Raw genomic sequence first — 21744 nt, 5'->3', positions numbered from 1 at the left:
CAGAGCACTACTACGCCCGTCTACGAGACAACACAGGTCGCCTGCGCAGGTGATCGTGGCGGCGCCAGGGCCGTAGCCGATGATTTCGGTAGACGATGCCGGATGGACGGGTAGCGGTTGTCGTGCGGACGGCCGAAAGATGCGATCCCCGTGTCCCGGCCGCCCGGGACAGCGGACCCTGTCGCTGGTACCCCCCGGGCCGACAGACTTGCGGGCGAGGTGGCCGGCAGACCCGCCGGAACCGTTGCGCGGCAACGGCTACGCCCGGCACAGCCCGTTCGCACCACACGGGGTGACGGACCGGCCGCCACGACATCCGGACCCACGTTCCCGTGCCGACACCGGCCGTCGGAGCGGCGTCCGCACGGGGAGGGAGAGGCATGCGACCACGTCGGCACCTGGCCCGGCGCTGCCGGTGTTACCGCGCCGCGATGCCCGGCGGCAAGCCGGCGTCGGGTCTCCGTCAGAGGAACGGACTGAGTGGACGCCCGGCCCGCCCGGACGGCTCGCCCCGCCCGTCGTGGATCCGGTGGTTGCCGAACGCCGGGACGGGTCTTCCGCACCGTTGCGCGGTAGGCGCGGCGGATCCCGGCGACTTCAATCGTCGTAGACACCGCGCGACTCCCACCGTCCCGTCGCTCGGCCATGGGCGAGGGGATGTGCGATGACGGCTCCGTCGAATCTGCCACTGGTGCTCAGCGGTCCCGTCGTACGTCGGGTCGACCCGACCGGCGTCACGGTGTTCGTCGCGCTGCGCGCGGAGTGCACGGTGACCCTGAACGTGTTCGCGGTCGGCGCGGCTCCCGGGTTCGCCCGCGGCGCCACGGTCGGCACCGCCAGCCGTACGACGGTGCGGCTCGGGGAGCGGCTGCACGTCGTCGCGGTCACCGCGAGCGGGATCACCCTGCAACCCGGCGTCCTCTACGGCTACGACCTGGCGTTCTCCGGCGGCTCGACCGCCGGGAGCCTGTTCGACGCCGGCGTGGTCGCCGCCGACGCGGCAGCGGCGCGGGCCGCCCTGACGTACGTCGGGCACCCGCAGGCGCCGGCCGCCGCGCCCGCGTTCCCGACCTTCGCCACCCCGCCGGGTAACCCGAACCGGCTGCGGATCTTCCACGGGTCGTGCCGCAAGCCGCACGGCGAGGGCTACGACGCGTTCCCCGCCCTGGACCCGATCATCGCGGCCTCGGCGGGCGACCCGGCCCAGCGCCCGCACCAGCTGGTGCTCGGCGGGGACCAGATCTACGCCGACGACGTGGCCGACCCGCTGCTCGCGCTGATCCACGGCCACGACGCGCTGGCGGCGAACGGCAGCGACCCGGCGGTGCCCGCGTACCCGGGGGTGGCCGCCCGGCTGGGCCTGGCCGCCGAGGTGCTACCGGTCGGGACGACCGATCAGCCGACGGACGCGCGGTACGCGCCGGGCAAGCGCGCCGACGCGATGGCGAAGGACGCGAAGTTCACCTCCGGCGCGGCGGACAGCCACCTGATGTCGCTGCGCGAGTACCTGTGCATGTACCTGCTGGTCTGGTCGGACGTGCTGTGGCCGGAGAGCTGGCCGAGGTTCGAGCACGTGCTGCCGGCGGACACCCGGGTCCTGAAGGACCCGCAGGACCGCCGCCCCGGCGAGACGGTGTACGACCTCATGCTGGCCGGGCGGGCGTACACGCCCAGCGCCCAGCAGAAGGAGATCATCGAGCGGTTCGAGCGGTGGCAGCGGCAGGCGCTCGCGCTGCGGATGTTCCGGCAGGGGCTGGGCGCGGTGCGCCGGCAGCTGGCGAACGTGGCGACGTACATGGTGGCCGACGACCACGAGGTCACCGACGACTGGAACATGACCGGCTCGTGGGTCACCGACGCGGTGGTGAACTCGCCGCTGGGGCGGCGGGTGGTGCGCAACGCGATGGCCGCGTACGCGGTGTTCCAGGCGTGGGGGAACACCCCGGAGCGGTACACCGAGGCCGGGGCCGCCGGGGAGCCGGGCCGGGCGGCGCTGGCCGCGCTGCGCGGCTGGGTCGCCGCCCCCAACGACGGCGACGACCTGGCGTTGCGGACCCGGCTCGGGTTGCCCACGGCGGTCACCAGCGAGGGCCGGCTGGCCCGGCCGGCGGGCGCGCTGACCTACCACTGGACCGTCACCTGGCCGCGCTACCAGCTGGTCGCGTTGGACACCCGCACCTGGCGGCAGTACCCGGCCGGCGCCGGCAAGCCGGGCGGTCTGCTCTACGACGACCAGCCGCTCGACGAGATGATCAGCGGCGGCGGGGTGCTCGGCGACGACGCGGTCACCGTCGTCGCCCAGCCGGTCGCCCTGTTCGGCGTACCCGTCCTGGAGCAGCTCGCGCAGCCCCTCGCGAGGGTGTTCGCCGGGCGGTACGACGCCGACGCGGAGGACGCGTGGGTGACGAGCGACGCGGCCGTACACAAGATCCTGGCCCGGCTGTTCGCGGCGGCGCCACCCGACGCCGACGGTGTCCGGCGGCGGCGGCTGGTCATGCTCGGCGGCGACATCCACTTCGGCTCCGCGGAGCGGATCCGCTACTCCGCCACCCTGCCGTACGCGTGCGGGCCCGACCCGGCGAAGCCGTTCGAGGGGGTCAACCGCACCGAGGGGGTGCTCGCCGGGTTCGTGTCCAGCGGGTTCCGCAACGAGGACGGCAAGACCCGGATCCTGCACGCGCTGGGGTACGTGCCGCTGCTCGACGGCACCGGCCGCATCGACCTGGTGGGTTGGGCCAACGAACTGCCCGACAAGGAGGGCCAGCGGATGCAGGCCGGCGTGCAGGTGACGCTGGCCGCCGACGACGTGACCGGCTGGTGGGTGTCCGGGCGGCCCTCGGTCAGCGACCTCGACGCGCTGAAGGTGCTGACCCGGCAGCCCGAGTGGAACGTGCACGTGCAGTTCGTCCGCCACGACGAGGCCGACCCTGAGGTCCGCCGCGACGGCACGCCGGAGTCGGTGGTGGACCCGGCGGGCCTGCCGCGCGACCAGGCGCTCGGGCAGTACCTGGCGGCGGCCCGCAACCTGGACCACTACAAGGGGTCGTGGGGCAACGGCAAGGAGATCGTCGGCCGCAACAACCTCGGCGAGGTCACCTTCGACTGGCCGGACGGGGAGTGCAAGTCGGCGACGCAGCGGCTGTGGTGGCACCTGCCCGGCGAGAACCGGGCGGCCGCGCTGACCACGTTCACCGTGGACCTGTCCTTCGGCTGCTCGCTGGCCGTCACCCCGCCGTACGGCGGGTGGAACCTGCGCGCCGACGACCGGGACGCCACCGCGACGGCCAAGGCCCGCTACGACGGGCTGGAGCGACCGGCGGATCTGGTCAAGGACCGCTGGGTGACCCGGTTGCAGCAGGACCTGGCCACGCTGGGCTTCCTGGCACCGGCCGAGGTCGACGGCGTGTACGGCCTGCTCACCTACTGGGCGGTGCTGGAGTTCCAGACGTACGCCCGCCGGGAGCGGGCCGCGGTCGAGCCGGCCGGCGCCACCGCGCCCCGCTACTCCGACCGGCTGCAACCGGTGGACGTGCCGGAGGCCGAACGGTACCTCGGGCCGGTCAGCGGCATGGCCGACCTGGCGACCCAGGTGGCGATCAAGCACTGGCTGGACAAGCGGTGGCGCTCCCCCGTCGTGGTCGAGGCGTGGCAGGTGGCGGGGGACGTCCCGCAGCGGCTGGACCAGCCGAACGTGTGGAACTTCGACGAGGTGACCGCCGCCGACCGGCGGGTGTACTCACGGGTCGTCACCGGGCGGCCGGCGGGGGCGGGCCGCGCCCCGGACGGGTACCCGGAGCTGATCCGGTTGGGCGCATACCGGGCGCACCCCACCGGGGCCGAGTGGAGCGGCCCGGTGCTCGACGCCGAGTCGGAGCTGCTGCCCGAGGCGGTGCTGCCGCGCCCGCAGGACCACGGCGGCGGCCCGTCGCTGGCCGCGCTGGTCGCGGCGATCGACGCCGGCGGGGACGCGGGCGCGCGGGCCGCCCGGCAGCTGTCCACCTTCAAGGTGCTGCGGGCCGTCGCCGAGAACCGGGTGCCGGACGCCGCCGGCGGCTACCTCGACGCCGTCGCCGCGGACGACCCGGCGGTGATCCGGTTCGGGCCGTTCGGTTGGCGGGCACACGGCCCGCTGGTCACGCCGACGTCGGTGCCGACCTTCCTCGACCTGAACTCCGAGCCGGGCGAGATGTGGGCGTACCTGGCGTTCCTGCGCGCCACCGACCGGGACGCCTACGACGCGCTGGGCGGGCTGGCGGGCGTCACCGCCGTGCCCGGGTGGGGGCGCGACGGCGGCGGGCTGCTCTTCACCGACCTGCGGGTGCTGCGGGCCCGCCCGGCGCGGACCGACGCGACCGGCGCCGCCCGCGAGGGCATCAGCACGACGCTGGAGCTGCTGGGGCTGCGGTCGTGGCACTGGATGCACCGCTACGCGCTCGCGCTGCGCGGCCACGACGGCGTCCGCCGGGGGATCTGGGCGTTCGCCCGGCAGCGGCTGCACGACCTGCTGGCCACCGACTGGGACTCCCCCGACCCGGACGTCTCCCCCACCGTGGCGAACGTCCCCGGGGCGGACGGCAACCCGCGGCGGGCCCGCGTCGGCGACGTGTTCACCTCCGAGCGGGCGGTGGCGCTGCTGGCCTGCTGGCAGCAGCACCGGGCGCACCAGCTCGTCGCCGTCGGGCCGCCGTCGGCAAACGCGGAGAAGCCGGAGTTCCGCACCCGGGCGCGCGCCGCCACCCCGCTGCACCTGGTGCTCACGAAGGCCAGGGCGCTGGGCGCGGACTTCAGCGGGGCGCCCACCGGCTGGACCGACGCGCACGAGACCGCGCTGATCACCGCCATCGGCCAGGTCGTCGCCGGCGACGCCGAGGTCGCCACCGCGCTGACCCGGCTCGCCGCCTGGCCGTCCTGGCCGACGGGGCGGCACTACACGCTGCCGCTCGACGCGCTGCCCGCCGCCGAGCGGGGCCTGTCGGCCGCCCGCGGGTCGCTGCGGCTCGACCTCGGCGACCTGCCGAGGGTGACCGCGTGAGCAGCACACGACCGGCGACGGACAGCGGCCGGCAGCACAACGGACGGGATGGACGATGAGCGACGCCAAGAACGCGCTGGCACTGCTGTGGAACGAGATCCGGCTGCTGGCCGAGCCGGTGCTGGCCGCGTACGACCCGTGGCAGCGGGCCCGGCTGATGCGCGCGTTGGGCTGGGACCTGGAGGCGGTCAGCGGGTTCGACGCTGCCCGCTTCGAGGACTGGGTGAAGACGATCGGCCCGGCCCTCGACGCGCTCGGCGCGGCGGCCGAGGCGGAGCTGGACAGCCTGGAGGCGGTGAAGAAGCTCGGTGCCGCCGCCGGCGACGCGTTCGGCAAGATCGGCGCCCTGCCGCCGACGCTGCAGGGGAAGCTGCCCGACGTGGCCGGCCTGCCCGAGGAACTCGCCGACGACCTGCTCGACCTGCTGATCCTGACGTACCTGCTGCGCCGGGCGCCGTGGATGATGCCCGTGCTGGACCTGCTGGGCCTGGTCACCCCCGCCGCGGACGGCCTGCCCAGCGCGCCGATGCCGCCCGGCGACGCCCCGATCCGGCTGCCCCGTCGGCGCGACGAGCTGCACCTCGACCGCGTCGTCGACCTCGTCGCCGACCCCGGCGCCTACTTCCGCGGCCTGTACGCCCCGGCCGGCTGGGACACCCCGGAGGGCGTTGCGGAGCTGTCCGCCCGGCTGCTGCCCCGGCTGGCCCGGGCGCTGCGGGCCCTCGGCCTCGACGCCGACCAGGGCGTACGCCCCGGCGTCGGCCCCGACCAGGGCGAGGTGGGGCGGCGGCTGGCGGACAGCCTGCTGCGGCTGCGGTTCACCGGGCTGCGCACCCCCGGCGGGGAACCCCCACCGACCGGCGCCGGGCTCGCGCCGTGGCAGCCCACCTTCGGCGTCGGCGTCACCCTCGGCCTGGCGAGCTGGGACGGCCGGTTCACCGTGATCCTCGCCCCGACCGGCGAGGCGCACCTGGAGGGGTCGATCGGCGCGTGGAACGTCGCCACCGACCTCAGCGGCGCCGGCCCCGCGATCGCCGTCAACAGCGACGGGGTCACGTTCAGCGGCGACGCGGCCGTCGTCAAGTGGGCCGCCGAGATCGCCCGGATCGCGCCGGCCGGCGAGCCTGGCTGGATCATCGGCGCACCGGAGGGCACCCACCTCGCCGTCGGGCAGCTCGTCATCACCGGCCGGGCCAGCCTCGGCGCCGGGCGCGACGACGTCGAGCTGGGCGTGCAGGCCGGCCGCGCCGAGCTTGTCATCCGCGCCGGCGACGGCGACGGGCTGCTCGCCAAGCTGCTGCCCGCCGACGGGCTGCGCCTGGGCCTCGACCTCGGCGCCGCCTGGTCGATGCGCACCGGCCTGCACCTGGCCGGAGCCGCCGCCCTGGCCGCCGACTACCCGGTGCACCTGTCCTGGCACGGCATCGGCATCGAGGGGCTGCGGATCGCGTTGCAGGCCTCGACGCAGACCCGCGCCGTCAGCCTGCTGATCACGACCACCGTGCAGGCCACGCTGGGGCCGCTGCACGTCACGGTGGAGAACATCGGCGTCCGCGCCGACCTCACCTTCCCGCCCGCGCTCCCGGCCGGCAGCGGGGACACCGCCCGCGGCGGCAACCTCGGTGTGGCCGACCTGGCGCCCGGATTCAAGGCGCCCGACGGCGTCGCGCTGCGGATGGACAACGGCCTCGTCTCCGGCGGCGGCTACCTGTTCGTCGACGAACCCCGCGGCATGTACGCCGGCGCCCTGCAGCTCGGCATGACCTCCACCACGCCGCTCGCCCCGATGAAGGGGTTCCGGCTCCAGGCCACCGCGATCGTCAACACCCGCAACCCCGACGGCAGCCGGCTGACCGAGGCCGACGGCGGGCACAGCTTCTCCCTGCTCCTCGCCGGCACGTACGAGTGGTTCCCCGGGCTGATGCTGTTCTGGGGCATCTCCATCACCGGCCTGGGCCTGGTCGTCGGGCACAACCGGCGCAGCAACCCCGAGGAGTTCCGCAACGCCGCCCGCTCCGGCACCCTCGACGCGCTGCTGTTCCCGCAGGACCCCGTCGCCAACGCCCCGGCCGTCATCGCCACCCTCAGCCGGCTGTTCCCGGTCGACACCACCGGCACCGTCCTCGGGGCGATGGTGCGGCTGAACTTCCTCGGTGGGCAGGTCGTCGCCGACCTGGGGGTGCTCGTCGAGTTCCCCGACCCGGTACGCATCCTGCTGCTCGGCAAGCTGGTGATCGACTTCTCCGACGCCGGCAGGTTCCGGCTGGACTCCTTCGGCATGGTCGACTTCGCCCGCCGCGAGATCAGCCTCGATGCCGCACTCATCGACTCGAAGCTGTTCGGCCGGCCCGTCTCCGGGGAGATGGCGCTGCGGGCCCGCTGGGGTGCCGGGCGTACCTTCGCCATGTCGATCGGCGGCTTCCACCCCCGCTACACACCCCCGCCCGGCTTCCCGCCGGTCAAACGCTTCAGCATCGCCCTGCAGAAGTCCGGCAAGGGCATCGACCTGCTGGCCTACCTGGCGGTCACCAGCAACACCGCCCAGTTCGGCGCCGAACTGAAGCTGCACTTCGAGGGCGGCGGCTTCGTCATCGACGGCCGCGCCTGGCTCGACGTGATGTTCCAGTTCAAGCCGTTCTGGTTCACCGCCGAGATCGGCGCCACCGTGTCGCTGAAGTACGGCGACAAGGAGCTGCTCGCGATCAACCTGCTCATCGGGGTCTCCGGCCCCGGCCCGTGGAAGGCCTGGGGCGAGGCCCGGATCAAGTTCCTGTTCTGGGAGGTGTCGGCGAAGTTCTCCTGGACCGACGGGGACACCGCCGCGGCCGACGAGCCCACCCACGTCGACGCCGCCGAGACGCTGCGCGTGGCGCTGTCCGCACCCGAGGCGTGGGAGATCCGTCCCGCCATCGGCGCCGGCGAGCCGGTGACGCTGCGCGACCTGACCGGCTGGACCGGGCCGATGCTGCTGCAACCCGGTGCGCGACTGTCGGTGCGGGAGAATGTGCTGCCGCTGGACACCGACCTGCAGCGCGTCGGCACGTCCCGGATCAGCGGACCGAACCGGTTCACGCTGACCGGGGTGAGTGTCGGCACCGGCGACGACGCGCTGTCCGGCACCCTCGGCGACACCGTCGAGGACGACTTCGCGCCGGGGCAGTTCCGCGACCTGTCCCCCGTCGAGCAGCTCACCACCCCCGGGTTCGTGCGGCTGGCCGCCGGGCGGACCGTCGCGCTGCCGGAGGACACCACCCTGCCGCCGGCCGACCTGACCACGTTCGCCGAGTTGGCCGACGACTCCGCGTACGACCGGATCATCATCGACGACCCGGACGCCGCCGGCCGGCCCCTGCCCGCCCAGCCGGCGACGGCGCGGCTCGCCGCCCGCGGCGGTGACCTGCTGGCCCGGTTCGCGGCCACCGCGCCGGCCGCCTACGCGGGCAGCCGCCACGGCGGCGCCGCCCGCTTCACCGGCCCCACCCTGGAACTGGCCGCCACCGCGCCGGCCGCCCGCACGCCGCGCGCCGCCGCGACCGTGCCGGCGCAGCGGCGCGCGACCGCCGCCCCGGCGGCGCCGCGCCGCCCCCGCGTCCGGGTTCCCCACCCGAGGATCACGCCCGTCGAGCTGGAGGTCTGCTGACATGGGTGGCCTGCGTTTCCTGCCCTGGGTCCGCGACGGCGTCGCCCGCGTGGTCTCCCACACCGACACCCTCACCGGCGCGCTGCCGCGCCCCCGCGCCGAGGTGACCCTCACCGTCGCCGCGCTCGGCACCGACACCGCCACCGGCGACACCGAGCAGATCACCGGCACCTCGACGGCGCTGCTGCACGGGCCGGGCGACGTCGTCGGCGTCGACCCGCAGGAGATCATCCGCAGCTACCCGGCGCCCGGCGCGGAGAACGTCGAGGTGTCCCTGCTGGCCGCGGTCGAGTTCGACAACCCCGACCTGCCGTGGCGGTACACCCCGGCGCGGCCCGACGACAACGGCGCGCTGCGCCCGTGGCTGGTCCTCGTCGTGGTGCCGGTCGGCGAGGACGGCGCGGAGCTGCGCACGCAGCCGGGCCAGGCCCTGGCCCGGCTCGCCACCACGGTGCGGCACCTGCCGGTGCTGGCCGAGTCGTGGGCGTGGGCACACGCCCAGGTGCTGGTCACCGACGACGACGAGGACCTGTCCGCGGTGATCGCCTCCGCCCCGGAGCGCACCCTGTCGCGGCTGGTGTGCCCGCGCCGGCTCGCCGCCGGCACCGACTACCTGGCCGCCGTGGTGCCCGCCTTCGCCGCCGGGGTCCGCGCCGGGCTCGGCGAGACCGTCGACGACACCGGCCCGCTCGCCCCCGCCTGGGGTCCCGACTCGGCCCACCCCGGCCCCGACGATCCGGTGCTGCTGCCCGTCTACCACCACTGGACGTTCCGCACCGGGCCCGACGGGGACTTCGAGTCCCTGGCCCGCCGGCTGCGGGCCCGGGTCCTGCCCGACGACGTCGGCCGGCAGCCGGTCGACATCGCCGCGCCCGGCGGCGGCCTGCCCGCCGGCGACGACGAGGGCGTCGAGGGCCGGTCCGTGCTCGGCTTCGAAGGCGCCCTCGCCGCGCCCGGCATGACCCCGACCGTCTGGGCCGACGACGTCCGCCAGGCCTGGCAGGGCGCGCTCACCGACCTGCTGCGCCACGCCGACGACCGGCTGACCCCGCCGCTGTACGGCAACATCCACACCCAGCAGGGGCAGGTCCCCACCGGTGACGCGGAACCGCGCTGGCTGGCCGGACTCAACCTGGACCCCCGATACCGGGCCGCCGCCGCCCTCGGCACCCAGGTGGTGCAACGCCACCAGGAGGACCTGGCCGCCGCCGCGTGGGAACGGGCCGCCGAGCTGCGCGAGGCCAACGAGCAGCTCCGCCGCGGCCAGGCCGCCCGGGACACCGCCACCGCCCTGTTCGCCCGCCGGGTCGACCCGGACTCCCCCGGCACGCCGGTCGGCGACGACCAGCTCGTGGCCATGACCCAGCCGGTGCACGACCTCGTCGACGCGGGCTCCGGCGCCCGCCTCGCCGCCGCCGGCGACCCGCTCGACCGGCAGCTCGACGGCAACCCGGGCGCGCGGGCCGCCACCAGCGCGCCGCTGCGCCGGCTGCTGCGCCCCCGCGGGCCCCTCGCCCGCCGGGTCGACGCCGACGGCGGCCCGGCGGCGCTGGCCCGGCTGGCCGGCGGCGCCAGCGCGGTGCCCGCCGCGAAGGTGCCCGCCGGCGGCAAGGTGCTGGACACGCTGGTCACCGACGGCCGTGGGCTCGGCTCGCTGACCCGCGCCGTCATCGAGCAGGCCGCCCAGAACCCGTGGTGGCACACCACCAGCACGGCCGGCGTCACGGCGGGCGTCCAGGTGCTGGCCGCCGACGGCCGGGTCACCGCGACGGCGGGCGTGGGGGCGCTGGCTGCCGACGACCCGGTCACCACCGTGGCCACCAACGCCGGCGACCTGCTCGGCGCCGACCGGTTCTTCCTCGGCGCCGCCGACGGTCGGCTGTTCGAACGCCGCCGCGTCGGCGAGCAGTGGGTGTGGCGCGACCACGGCCTCCCGCCGGGCACCGCCGTGGCCACCTCCGGCGCCACCGTGGCACCCGACCGGGTGTTCGTCCGCACCCGCGACAGCCGCCTGTTCGAGCGGCGGTGGGACGGCGACCGGTGGGTGTGGCGCGACTGCGGCGCGCCGCCGCTCGGGGTACGCAGCCGCCCGACAGTCGGCGGCAACCAGGTCTACCTGCTCGGCGGAGACGGCAACCTGTACCGCTACGACCCGGCGGCCGAGTCGTGGACGTCGCTGGGAAAGCCGGCGATGTGGTCCACCGAACGGCTCTGGGGCACCCCCCGCCCGATCGGGACGACGGTCCTGGTCGCCACCAGCCACAACCGGCTGTTCGTCCACAGCGGGCAGTGGAGCCAGGTCGGCAACGACGCCATCCCGCCGGTGTGGGGCTCCCCGGCCAGCCAGCACCCGTCCGCGTACGGGTCCCGCTTCTCCTACCTCACCACGGACGGCTGGCTGGTCTCCCAGCTCTCCGACGGCTCCCTCTACCGGCATGACGCGACCCCCGAGGGGCGACGGCTCGTCTCGCTCGGGCAGCAGGCGGCCCAGATCGGCGAGGACGACGGCATGTCGATCATCGCCCTCGGCGCGCCCGACGCCAACCCGGCCGACGTGCGCCTGATGCGCCGCTACCGCTACTACCACGACGGGCACGAACGGGAGTACTGGGGCTGGGAAGTGATCGGTTCCGCGCCGGCCGGCGGTCTCGGCCGGCACCGCCCCGGCCCCGTGCTCGGCGAGTTCCGCAGCGGCGAGATCTTCGCCGTGACCCGCGACGGCCGGCTCACCTCGTGGCGGTGGGGCTACGCCCCGACCGGCTGGATCGACCACGGCACCCCCGCCGACCCGCGCGGCGCCGGCCCGGACACCGCGCCCGCCCCGGCGCACCTGCGGTTCGCCCCCCGGGTGGGGCTGCTCGCGTCGCTGCTGTTCACCCACACCGTCCCGGTGGGCACGGGCAGCCGCGCCCGGATGCAGATCGGGCACAACGTGGGCGACGACGGCGCGGTGCGGGAGAACGTCCTCACCGCCGCCGTGGACGGACCGGCCATCCCCGTGGCGGCCCGCGCCACCGCCACCACGATCGGCCCCCTCGCGCCGAACGGCCACCCGGCACTGGTCGCCGCCGCCCTGCTGCCCGGCCCGGACGGCACCTGCCGGATCAGCTACTGGATCGGCCGGGACGCCACCGCCACCGGCACCGCCGCCGCCGGGTGGACCGGCCCGTACGAGCTGCCCGACCCGGTCAGCGCCCACGCCACCGGCCTCGACGTCGCCCTCGCCGACCTCGACGGCGACGAGCAGCCCGAACTCGTCGTCGCGTACGGGGTGAGCCGCCCCGGCGGCACCGAGAACCGGGTGTACTACCGCGTCGGGTGGGGCCTGGACGCGGCCGGCACGGTGACCCGCGGGTGGGGTGACTCGCAGCCCACCCCGCAGCAGCTCGACACCATCACCGCCGTCGGCGTCGACGTGGTCGACATGACCGGCGACCAGGTTCCCGACCTGCTGGTCTTCGCCGCCGGCTCGGTCGGCGCCGCCCCGGTGGCCCGCTACTCCACCGGGCTCGGGCTCAACCGGCGCGGCCGGATCGTCGGCGGTTGGACGGCCGCCCGCGCGGTGCCCGACGAGGCGGCCGTCGCCGGCGCCGCCGGGGCGGGCATCGCCGTGGCCGACGTGACCGGCACCCGCCGCCCCGACCTCGTCGTCGCCCGCCGCAGCGGCACCACCATCACCTACCGCACCGCCTTCGACCTCGACCCCGCCGGCGTACCCGTCAGCTGGAGCCCCGCGGTCACCGTCACCGGGGCCGCCGACGCCGGCACCGCCCGCGGCTGCGCGGTCGCGATCGCCGACCTGCGGGCCGACCTCGTCGCCGACCGGGCCCGGATGGGCGACGACTTCATGGCCGCCGCCGCGGCCCACCAGGGCCGGCTCGCCCCGGCGCAGTCGCTGGCCCGCAACCACCGGCCCGCGACGGTCGACCTCGCCACCGCCGCGGCGGCCGTCCGCGACACGGTCCGCCCCGAGACCGCCGTGGCCGGGGAGGTGCTCGCCGGACTCAGCCTCGGCGACGGCGACCTGGTCGACGCCCTGCCCGACAGCGGCGACCCGCTGCGTCGGCTGCTCGCCGGGGTCAGCTTCACCGTCCCCGCCTACGAGCTGCTGCGCGGCCTGTCCCAGGAGCACGTCGTGCCGAACCTGCCCGCGGTGGCGCCGGAGACGATGACCGCGCTGGCCGCCAACCCCCGGTTCATCGAGGCGTTCCTGGTCGGGCTCAACCACGAGATGAGCCGGGAGATGCTGTGGCGGGAGTTCCCCGCCGACCCGCGGCAGACCTGGTTCCGGCAGTTCTGGGACGTCCGCGGCGCCCTCTCGGCCGGCGCGCCGCTCACCGACATCCCGCCGCTGACCGACGACGCCTGGCGCAACGGGCCGCTGGGCAGCCACCTCACCGCCGTCGGCGCCCCCGGCGAGCAGTCCCTCGTGCTGGTCATCCGCGGTGAGCTGCTGCGCCGCTACCCGTCCACCATCGTCACCATGCGTCAGGCCACGTGGACCGGCCCCGAGCAGCGGGAACCGGCCGGGCCGGACATCCTGCCCATCTTCCACGCGTGGCTGTCGCCCGACCTGCTGCTGTTCGGGTTCCCGTTCACCGCCGACGTCGCCCGCGGCGCCACCCGGCAGACCGCCGGCCCCGCCGGCTACTTCTTCCTGCTGCGCGAGCAGCCGGCCGCGCCCCGCTTCGGCGTCGACCTCACCGGCGACCCGCTGCCGCCGGACGCGGTCGTCTTCGCCGCCCGGCACGGCCGCAACGCCGCCGACACCGCCCTCGCCGTGCTGCAACGCCCCGTCCTGCTCGCCCGCCACGCCAGCGACCTGCTACCGACGCCGGAGAACCACTGATGACCACCTCGTCGTACGCCGCGAACCGGCCGCCGCTGGCCACCGTGCTGACGCAGACCCCGTGGACGCTGTCCGCGCTCGCCCCCGCGGTCATGCTGCCGGTGCGCCTGGAGACCCGGTTCGCCGGCGCGACCCTGAAGATCCGCGTCTACCCCGACCAGATCCACGTCGACGACCACGAGCCGGACCTCACCGCCGAGGAGATCGCCGCCGGCCGGGCGTACTGGGGCGAGGGCCGGCCCGGCGGCGTCACCGGCGCACCCGACGACGCGGCCTGGAACGACCTGGTCCGCCGCTTCGGCGCGCCCCGCGCCGCCTGGATCGCCCGGGTGATGGAACCCGTCGCCGGCGACTTCCCCGAGCCGCAGCCCCGCCCCGGCCCCTGGTGCGAACCGGCCCGGGCCCGGCTGCTGCCCACCCGCTGGTACGCCGTCGGCCGCACCGTTAGCGGCCGACTGTTCACCGGCACCTCCGGCACCGTCACCCCGGACCTGCCCGTCGGGCCCACCCCCGTGCCGGCCGGCGGCACCGGCACCATCGACCAGGTGCCCGCCGAGGCGCCGCCCGTGGACGCCGGGATGCGCTGGACCGTCGACTTCGCCACCGCCGAGGCCGCCGGCATGGCGCTGACCGTCACCGTCCCCACCGGCACCGACGGGAACCCGGAGACGGTGGAACGGCTGCTGGTGTTCGGGCTCGACACCGCCGCCGCGCCCGACGCCTCCGCGAAGGCCCTCGGGCGCCTGCTGGAGGCGCACGCCGCGACCGACGGGCTGGCGTTCCTCGCCCCCGACACCCCCACCAACAACACCGCCACCGCCACGCCGGCGGCGGCCCCCACCACCGCCGCGCCGAGCGCCGCCGACACCGCCACCGACGCCGGGGCGCCGGAGGCCGCCGCCGCACTGGTCGCCGCCGCCCTGGGCGTGTCGCTGACCGCCGAACCCGACGACGCGCTGACCGCCGCCCGGGGCACGCCGACCCGCGAGGGCGCGCCGACCGCGCTCGCCCGCGGCACCGGCGCCACCGTCGCCGACCGGCCCACCGGCCGGCTGGTGCGCCGCCTGCTCTGGCCGGCCAGCTTCGGCGCCCTGCTGCGGGACCTGCTGCCCGTCGCCACCCCCGCCGAGCAGGCCGCGCTGCGCGAGCACTTCGTCGCCCACGTGCACGCCGACGGGCCGCTGCCCACGCTGCGCGTCGGCCGCCAGCCGTACGGGCTGCTGCCGGTGGCCAGCCTGCGGGACTGGCGCCCAGCCGGCGGCGGCGAGGCCCGGGCCGTCGGGCTGCTCACCAAGCTGTGGCAGCAGGTGTGGCTGCCCTCCCCCGTTTCCCGGATCGTCCCCGGCCTCGCCGACCCCGAGCGCACCCTGCTGGACATCCTGGCCACCGACGCGCGGGTGCTGGAGGTACGCGCCCGCAGCATGCTCGGCAACGAGTACGTCAGCTGGCTGTGGCGCTTCGCCCGCCTCGGCCTCGGCCCGGACTGGCGCGAGCAGGTGGTCGAACCGGCCCGGGACCTGCTCGCCGCCCTCGGGCTGGGCAGTCCCACCGACCCGCGGCTGTCCCTGGCCGTGTTCGCCAAGGAGGCGTACGCCCTCGGCACGCCCCTGCTCGACGGGCCCGGACAGCCGCGCGCCGACCGGATCCGCGCGTACCTCGACGCGCTCGCCGCCGTCGGCCTCGAGGGCGACGAGGTGCCGGCGAGCCCCGGTGACGGGCCGGTGCCGCTGTTCCACCGGCTGTTGCGCGCCGCCCTGATCGCCGAGCACTCCGCCGCCGCGCACGCGTTCGCCGGCGAGGCGTCCCTGCCCACCGCGGCGGAGGTCCCGGAGCCGGAACTGGTCGACATCCGCCCGCACGACCGCACCCCGGTGCTGCGCCGCCGCCTCGCCGTGCCCGTGCCCGGCGCCCCCGGCGAAACCGTCGGCAGCTACCTCGCCAGTTCCCAGGTCGACCCCCGCCACGTCCGGGCCACCACCGACCTGCGCGCCTTCCGCGCCGCCCTGACCGACCTGGGCGACGCGCTCGACGACGGGCTGTCCCCCGCCGACCTGCACCGGCACGTCGCCGGCACCCTCGGCCTGGCCACGCACCGGCTGGACGCCTGGATCACCTCGCTGGCCACCCGCCGGCTGGCCCAGCTCACCGCCGGACCCCCGACCGGCGTGCACGTCGGCGGGTACGGCTGGCTGGTCGACCTGCGGCCGGCCGGGCCGCCGCGGCTGGTGCCCCGCCCCGCCGACGTGCCCGACACCGTGGCGCCGCCCACGCTGCCCGTCGCCCCCGACGGCGCGGGTCACGTGCACGCCCCCTCGCCGGCGCAGGCCGTCACCACCGCGGTGCTGCGCAGCGCGTGGCGCTCGCACCACGGCGGGGACCACCCGATGGCCGTCGACCTGTCCTCCCGCCGGGTCCGCCTCGCCGAGCAACTGCTCGACGGCGTCCGCGCCGGCCAGAGCCTCGGCGCCCTGCTCGGCTACCGCTTCGAGCGCGGCCTGCACGACCACCCCGACGGCCCGCTGGACCAGTTCCTGCCGTTGTTCCGCCGGCTCGCGCCGGTGCGCGCCCACCGCGTCGACGCCGACGACGACACCACCACGGTCACCGCGACCGTCGAGTCGGCGGCGACCGTCGACGGGCTGGAACTGCACCGGCTGCACCAGGCCAGGGCCATCGAGTCGCAGCTCGACGCGCTGCCCGGCGCGGCCCGCGCCGCCGTGCGGCAGGTCCTCGCCGACCTCGCCGACGCCACCGACGCCGTGGCCGACACACTGCTCGCCGAGAGCGTCCACCAGCTCGCCCTGGGCGACATGAACCGGGCCGCAGCCGCCGTCGACGCCGCCTCCGGCGCCGCCACCAGCCCACCCCAGCTACACGTCACCCGCACGCCGGCCACCGGCGCTACCCTCACCCACCGGGTGCTGCTGCTGATCAACGTCGACGACCGGATGGACCCGCTGCGGCAGGACTGGCCGGCCGCCCGCGCCCAGCACCCGCGCATCATCGGCAGCCCCGCCGACGCGCTCACCTCCGTGCTGCTGCCGCCCTCGCCGCGGGTTTTCTGGCGCTACCGCTGGCACGCCCCCGACGGTGTCACCGCCACGCCGTGGCGCGACGCGAGCCTGGACCGGCTGCAGACCCCGGCGATCGACCTGCTCGCCGCCCCACCGCACCCCGGCCGCCCCGACGACGCCGAACTGGACCGCCGCATCGCCCTCGTCACCTGGGCGAAGCTGCTGCCCGCCGAGGTGCGACCGGACTGGACGCTGGAGCTGGACTACGACCGCGACCCGGCCTGGGCCGCCGACAAGATCGGCCTGGCCGAGTTCCTGCACGCCGTGAACGTGCTGCGGGACCTGTTCGGCCGCTCCCGGCCGGTCGTCGCCGCCGACCTCGGCCTGGACCCCGACGCGCCCCCGCAGGTCGATCCGGTGACGAAGGCGCAGACCGACGAGCTGTGGCAGTCGGCGCGGAACGCCGCCGCCGCGCTGCGGGACGTCCCGGCCGCCGACGCGCCCGGCTGGGACGAGACGGCGGTCCGCCTGCTGCTGGACACCGCCGCCGGGTTCGGCGTCACCGGCGCGGTGCCCCCGCCGCCGGCCGCCGGCACCGCCGCCGCGGTCGCCGACGCCGCCCTGGTCGCCGGCCACGAGCTGGACCGCCGGCTGGCCGCCCACTGCCGGGTCGTCGCCGACCTGCACGACCGGGCGCCCTGCCCACCGTCGGCCTGCACCTGCGACCCGGCCACCGACTTCGACCGGCCGTCGGCACCCCCCGCGCGGCGGCGGGACGCCCAGATCGCCCGCGTCCGGGCGCTGCTCGGCCCCGACATGCCCGTCCTGACCGCCGCCGGCGCGCCCCAGCCGCAGCAACTGGCCACCGTGCTGGCCGCCAGCGACGCGCTGCAGGGCGGCTCCCCCCACCCGGTGCGCCGGTGGCTGTCCCGCTACGGCCGGGTCCGCCCCGCCGTCGGCCGCCTCCAGGAGGTGCTGACCACCGCGCAGGCCCTGGACGCCGGCGGCGTGGTGAGGCTGCCCGCGACCGTCCGGGTGGCGCAGCTGCCGTACGCGCCCGGCGACCGCTGGGTGGGCGAGGCCCCGCCGCGCGCGAACACCGAACCGGTCTCCCTGGTCGTCGTCGCCCCCGGCGGCATCGACGTGACCAGGCCGGTGCACGGCCTGCTGGTCGACGAGTGGACGGAGGTGGTGCCCGCCGGACGGGTGCAGACCGGCCTCACCTTCGAGTACGACGCCCCCGGTGCCGCCGCGCCGCAGGCGGTCCTGCTGGGCCTCGCGCCCGACGGCGCCGCGACGTGGCAGCCGGCCACCCTCGCCAACGTCCTGGAGGAGGCCCTCGACCTGGCCGTCGCCCGCGCCGTCGACGTCGACTCCCTCGGCGCGGCCGGCCAGTTCCTGCCCGCCCTCTACTTCCCCACCAACGTCGCCGAGACCACGACCACCACCGACTTCGTCCCCGACGCGACGCTCGCGCCGCAGGGCGGACAGGAGGTCCAATGACCACCGCCGAACCAACCCTGGCCGACACGCACACCCCGTCGGTCACCACCTGGACCCGCCTCGAACCGCGTACCCGCCGCGCCGACCTGGCCCCCGCCGTGGAGGCCCGCACCGCCGACCCGCTGTGGCTGCTCGCTCGGCAGTGGCAGCTCGGCGAGTTCACCGGCGAGGACACGGGGTCGCCGGTCAGCGCCCGGGTGCACGCCGAGGCCGCCCGGTTCACCCGCTACCGGCCCGGCACGGCCTCCGGCAGCACGGTCGGCCTGCCCGCCGCCACTCCCCTGGAGGCGGTGGTGGAACGGGAGTCCGCCACCACCGCCGGCGACCTGCGCTTCGCCGTCGAGAGTGGCCAGCAGCTACTGCGGTCGCTCGCCGCCGCCGGCGCCGGCGCGCTGGCACCCCGGCTGTGCGCCAGGTATCCCGTCCCCGCCGAGCCGCCCGACGCCGCGTCGGCCGCGGACGCCGAGACCCTCGGCTACCTGCGCATCGCCGCCGGCCGCGTACCGCACGGCGACCTGGCCCTGCGCGCTTGCGCCGAGGGCCGGTTCGTCGCCGAGAACGAGGTGCCGGCCGCCCTGGTCGGCGCGGTCACCGCCGCGATCGCCGAGTGGATGACCTGGCTGGGCGTGCCGCCCCGCCCCGCCGGCCCGCCGGACGGCTACCTGCTGCAACTGCCCGCCGTGCTGGCGCCGGGCGCGTCCCGGCCCGCCGCGCCGCCGTGGCCGCCCGAGGACTTCACGCCCCTGTTCAGCGCCCCCGGACAGGAGGGCTCCGCGTGGCGGCGCGAGCGGCTGGAGTACGACTTCGCCGTCGGCGCGCACGGCTCCGCCGGCGAACTGGTCCTCACCGCCCACGAGTACGACGGCGACCGGCTGGACTGGTACCACTTCGACCACGAGCCCGGGGCGACCCTCGACGCCGCCCCGGCGGTCGAGGACGTCGTCAAGGTGCTGCTGCCCACCCCGGTCGCGTACGCCGGCATGCCCTCGACCCGCTTCTGGGAGTTGGAGGACGCCCGGGTCAACCTGGCCGGCATCGGCGCCGGCGCCGGCGACCTGGCCCGGATGTTCCTGGTCGAGTACGGCCTCGTCTACGGCAACGACCACTTCCTGGTGCCGCTGGAACTGCCCGTCGGGTCCGCCACCCGGATCCGGTCGCTGATCGTCACCGACACCTTCGGCATCCAGACGCTCGTGCCGGCCGCGCCCGACGACACCGCGCTGTTCCGCCCGTCCAGGGCGACCGCCGGCGGGCCGGCCGACGTGCTGGTCCTGCCCGCCACGGCCGCCACCACCCTCGACTCCGAGCCGGTGGAGGAGGTACGCCTCGGCCGCGACGAGATGGCGAACCTGGCATGGGCCGTCGAACGGACCGTCACCGGCGCCACCGGCCGGCCGATCGACCGCGGCGCCCAGGTCGGCAGGGCGGCGCCGCCGCCGCGACCGCCGGTCGCCGACGCCGAGATGGTGCCCAGCCTGTCGTACGCCTTCGCCACGACCGTGCCGGACAACTGGGTGCCGCTGATCCCGGGGCCGACGCAGGACCGGCCCGACGTGGTCCGGCTGCGCCGGGTCCCGCTGCAACAGCCGTCCCGCGAGGGTCCGCCGGTCGCGGTCACCGGCCACAGCCGCCTGCTCGACTGGCGCTGGCGCGGCGACGACCTGGTCGAGCTGGCCATCCCCGAGGAGGAGGTGCTGCGCGCCGGCACCCGACTGCTGCGCCAGTGGCAGCTCGCCCGGTGGACCGACGGCTCGGTGCACCTGTGGCTGGGCCGCGCCCGCCACACCGGCACGGGCGAGCTGTCCAGCGGCCTGCGCTACGACACCGTCCAACCGCGCTGAACGATCCCACCCGCGCACCGACCGAACCAGATCAGCGGAGACCACCATGACGATCACCTGGAAGAACGACCTGCCGCTGCCGATGGCCCGGCCCCGGTACTACGACCACCAGTACCTGCGCGCCGGCGACCTGACCCAGGCGCTGGACTACCTGCTGGCCCGGCAGAACCTCGCCGCCCGACTGCTGCAGCCCAGGGGCGTGGTCACCGGCCTCGACCTGACCGCCACCGGTAGCGACGTGACGATCGGCCAGGGCGTGGCGATCGACGGCGCCGGCCGGGTGATCGTGCTGGCGGAGAACACCCGCAAGACCCTGCCCGCCGAGGGCAGCAGCTGGCACGTGGTGATCCGCTACCACGAGTACCTCACCGAGCGGCGCGACGAGGGCGGGGTCGCCGCCGAGACCCGGTGGACCGAGGAGGGGCGCATCGAGTTCTCCGCCGCCGCCCCCACCGACCCGGCCAACGCCATCGTGCTCGGCACGGTCACCCGCGCCGGCGGCACGATCACCGTGCAGGGCACCGGGCGGGTGGCCGCGGGCCTCCGGGTCCCGGTCGGGGCCATCGTGCCGGCCGTCGGCGGCGGCGCCCAGTCCGGCATCACCTTTCCGAGCGACCCCGGCGGCGGCGCCGGCGACGAGGCCTACATCCGGTACTGGCCGTACAACGGCGAGAACACCATCCTGCGCATCGCCAACAACAACGATCCCGACGACATCATCGCCTTTACCCAGCAGAACGCGGACCGGCTGCGCATCGCCGGCGGCATGCTGCACCTGGGCAGCATGGAGGGGGCGGCCGTCTCCCCCGGCCAGGTGGTCACCGGGCTCGGCTTCTGGGGCCCCGGCGTGCAGCACGCGCAGCTGTCGTTCCGGGCCGGCAAGGGCTTCGAGCTGGTCGACCGCAGCAACGACGGGCCGGGGCTCGGCTACGGCGAGGGCAGCAAGCCGTACGCCGACCTGGCGGTCAAGGAGCTGCGGGCGGCGAGCCTGCGCGGGCGCGGCGGGCTGTCGTTGACCGCCGAGGGCGGCTTCGCCGTGCGGGCCACCGGCGGGGTCACCGTGGTCAAGGACGCCAACGGCAACGGCGACCTGACGGTGCAGGGTGGCCTGTGGACGGGCGGGAACATCTCCATGCCGGCCTCCGGCTACCTCAGCGGCGCCCACCGGCTGCACATCAACGGCCCCGAACGGCTCTACCTGCTCAACAGCGCCGGCGTCTACATCGGCTACGGCGGCGGCACCGGCCCGGAGACCGGCTGCCTGTGGGTCGAGAAGCGCGGCTTCTTCGGCGGGAACGTCCAGATCAACGGCCAGCTCGGCGTCGCCGTCAGCCCGAACACGGTGCCCTCCTGGAGCGGCGGCGGCATCAGCACGTTCGACCTGTTCTCCTCCGGCGCGATCTATCTCGGCACGGAGTCGGGCGGCTACACGATCAGCCTGATGGCCAGCACCGGCGTGATCAAGGGCAAGTCCAAGCAGTTCGCCATCGACCACCCGCTGGACGCCCCCGACGCCACCGAACGCCGCCAGCTCATCCACGCCGCCATCGAGGGACCGGAGAACGGTGTCTACTACCGGGGTGAGGCGCGGCTCGACGGCGGCACCGCCACCGTCGAACTGCCCGCGTACTTCGAGGCGCTGACCCGGCCGGAGGGCCGGACCGTGCACCTGACGCCGGTCTTCGACGACGACGAGCCGGTCTCCGCGCTGGCCGCGAGCCGGGTCAGGGACGGGGCATTCCGCGTCCGCACCGTCGACGGGTCGCCGGCCTCGCACGCCTTCTACTGGGAGGTCAAGGCCGTCCGCGACGACCTGGAGCCGCTCGAGGTGGAGGTGCCGGCGACGCACTGACCCGCCCCGGGGT

General features: G+C 76.1%; 6 protein-coding genes. All 6 read left to right on the top strand.

The genetic code is table 11. The annotated features are described in order from the left end of the window. Positions 1-664: 664 nt before the first annotated feature. From ACGFZ2_RS15370 to ACGFZ2_RS15345, 6 genes are read left to right on the top strand one after another with little or no spacing between them, the layout of a single operon-like run. Positions 665-5032, top strand: a complete 4368-nt coding sequence (locus tag ACGFZ2_RS15370) for a peptidoglycan-binding protein (protein WP_393453844.1) — start codon at positions 665-667, stop codon at positions 5030-5032. 55 nt (positions 5033-5087) lie between these two features. Continuing rightward, positions 5088-8672, top strand: a complete 3585-nt coding sequence (locus ACGFZ2_RS15365; protein WP_393453841.1) for a DUF6603 domain-containing protein — start codon at positions 5088-5090, stop codon at positions 8670-8672. A gap of 1 nt (position 8673) precedes the next feature. Next, positions 8674-13521: a hypothetical protein gene (locus ACGFZ2_RS15360; RefSeq protein ID WP_393453838.1), complete on the top strand. Its 4848-nt coding sequence runs from the start codon at positions 8674-8676 to the stop codon at positions 13519-13521. Next, positions 13521-18038, top strand: coding sequence for a hypothetical protein (locus tag ACGFZ2_RS15355; protein WP_393453835.1), 4518 nt, complete (start codon positions 13521-13523; stop codon positions 18036-18038). The genes ACGFZ2_RS15360 and ACGFZ2_RS15355 overlap by 1 nt, the downstream gene beginning before the upstream one ends. Then, a complete protein-coding gene (locus ACGFZ2_RS15350; protein ID WP_393453832.1) occupies positions 18035-19879 on the top strand; it encodes a hypothetical protein in 1845 nt (614 codons plus the stop codon). Before ACGFZ2_RS15355 ends, ACGFZ2_RS15350 begins: the two co-directional genes overlap by 4 nt. A gap of 46 nt (positions 19880-19925) precedes the next feature. Beyond that, entirely contained in the window at positions 19926-21731 is a 1806-nt protein-coding gene (locus ACGFZ2_RS15345; RefSeq protein ID WP_393453829.1) for a hypothetical protein, read from the top strand. Positions 21732-21744: the final 13 nt, after the last annotated feature.

Origin of the sequence: Micromonospora sp. NPDC048063 (genome assembly GCF_043202855.1) — a bacterium.
Classification (GTDB): Bacteria; Actinomycetota; Actinomycetes; order Mycobacteriales; family Micromonosporaceae; genus Micromonospora.
The sequence above is the reverse complement of the archived record's forward strand: the minus strand, read 5'-3'. Positions and strand labels throughout refer to the sequence as shown.

What these genes read in the sequence shown, in the direction of transcription:
- ACGFZ2_RS15370 (WP_393453844.1), top strand. Translation starts at nt 665, where the DNA reads ATGACGGCTCCGTCGAATCTGCCACTGGTGCTCAGCGGTCCCGTCGTA.
- ACGFZ2_RS15365 (WP_393453841.1), top strand. Translation starts at nt 5,088, where the DNA reads ATGAGCGACGCCAAGAACGCGCTGGCACTGCTGTGGAACGAGATCCGG.
- ACGFZ2_RS15360 (WP_393453838.1), top strand. Translation starts at nt 8,674, where the DNA reads ATGGGTGGCCTGCGTTTCCTGCCCTGGGTCCGCGACGGCGTCGCCCGC.
- ACGFZ2_RS15355 (WP_393453835.1), top strand. Translation starts at nt 13,521, where the DNA reads ATGACCACCTCGTCGTACGCCGCGAACCGGCCGCCGCTGGCCACCGTG.
- ACGFZ2_RS15350 (WP_393453832.1), top strand. Translation starts at nt 18,035, where the DNA reads ATGACCACCGCCGAACCAACCCTGGCCGACACGCACACCCCGTCGGTC.
- ACGFZ2_RS15345 (WP_393453829.1), top strand. Translation starts at nt 19,926, where the DNA reads ATGACGATCACCTGGAAGAACGACCTGCCGCTGCCGATGGCCCGGCCC.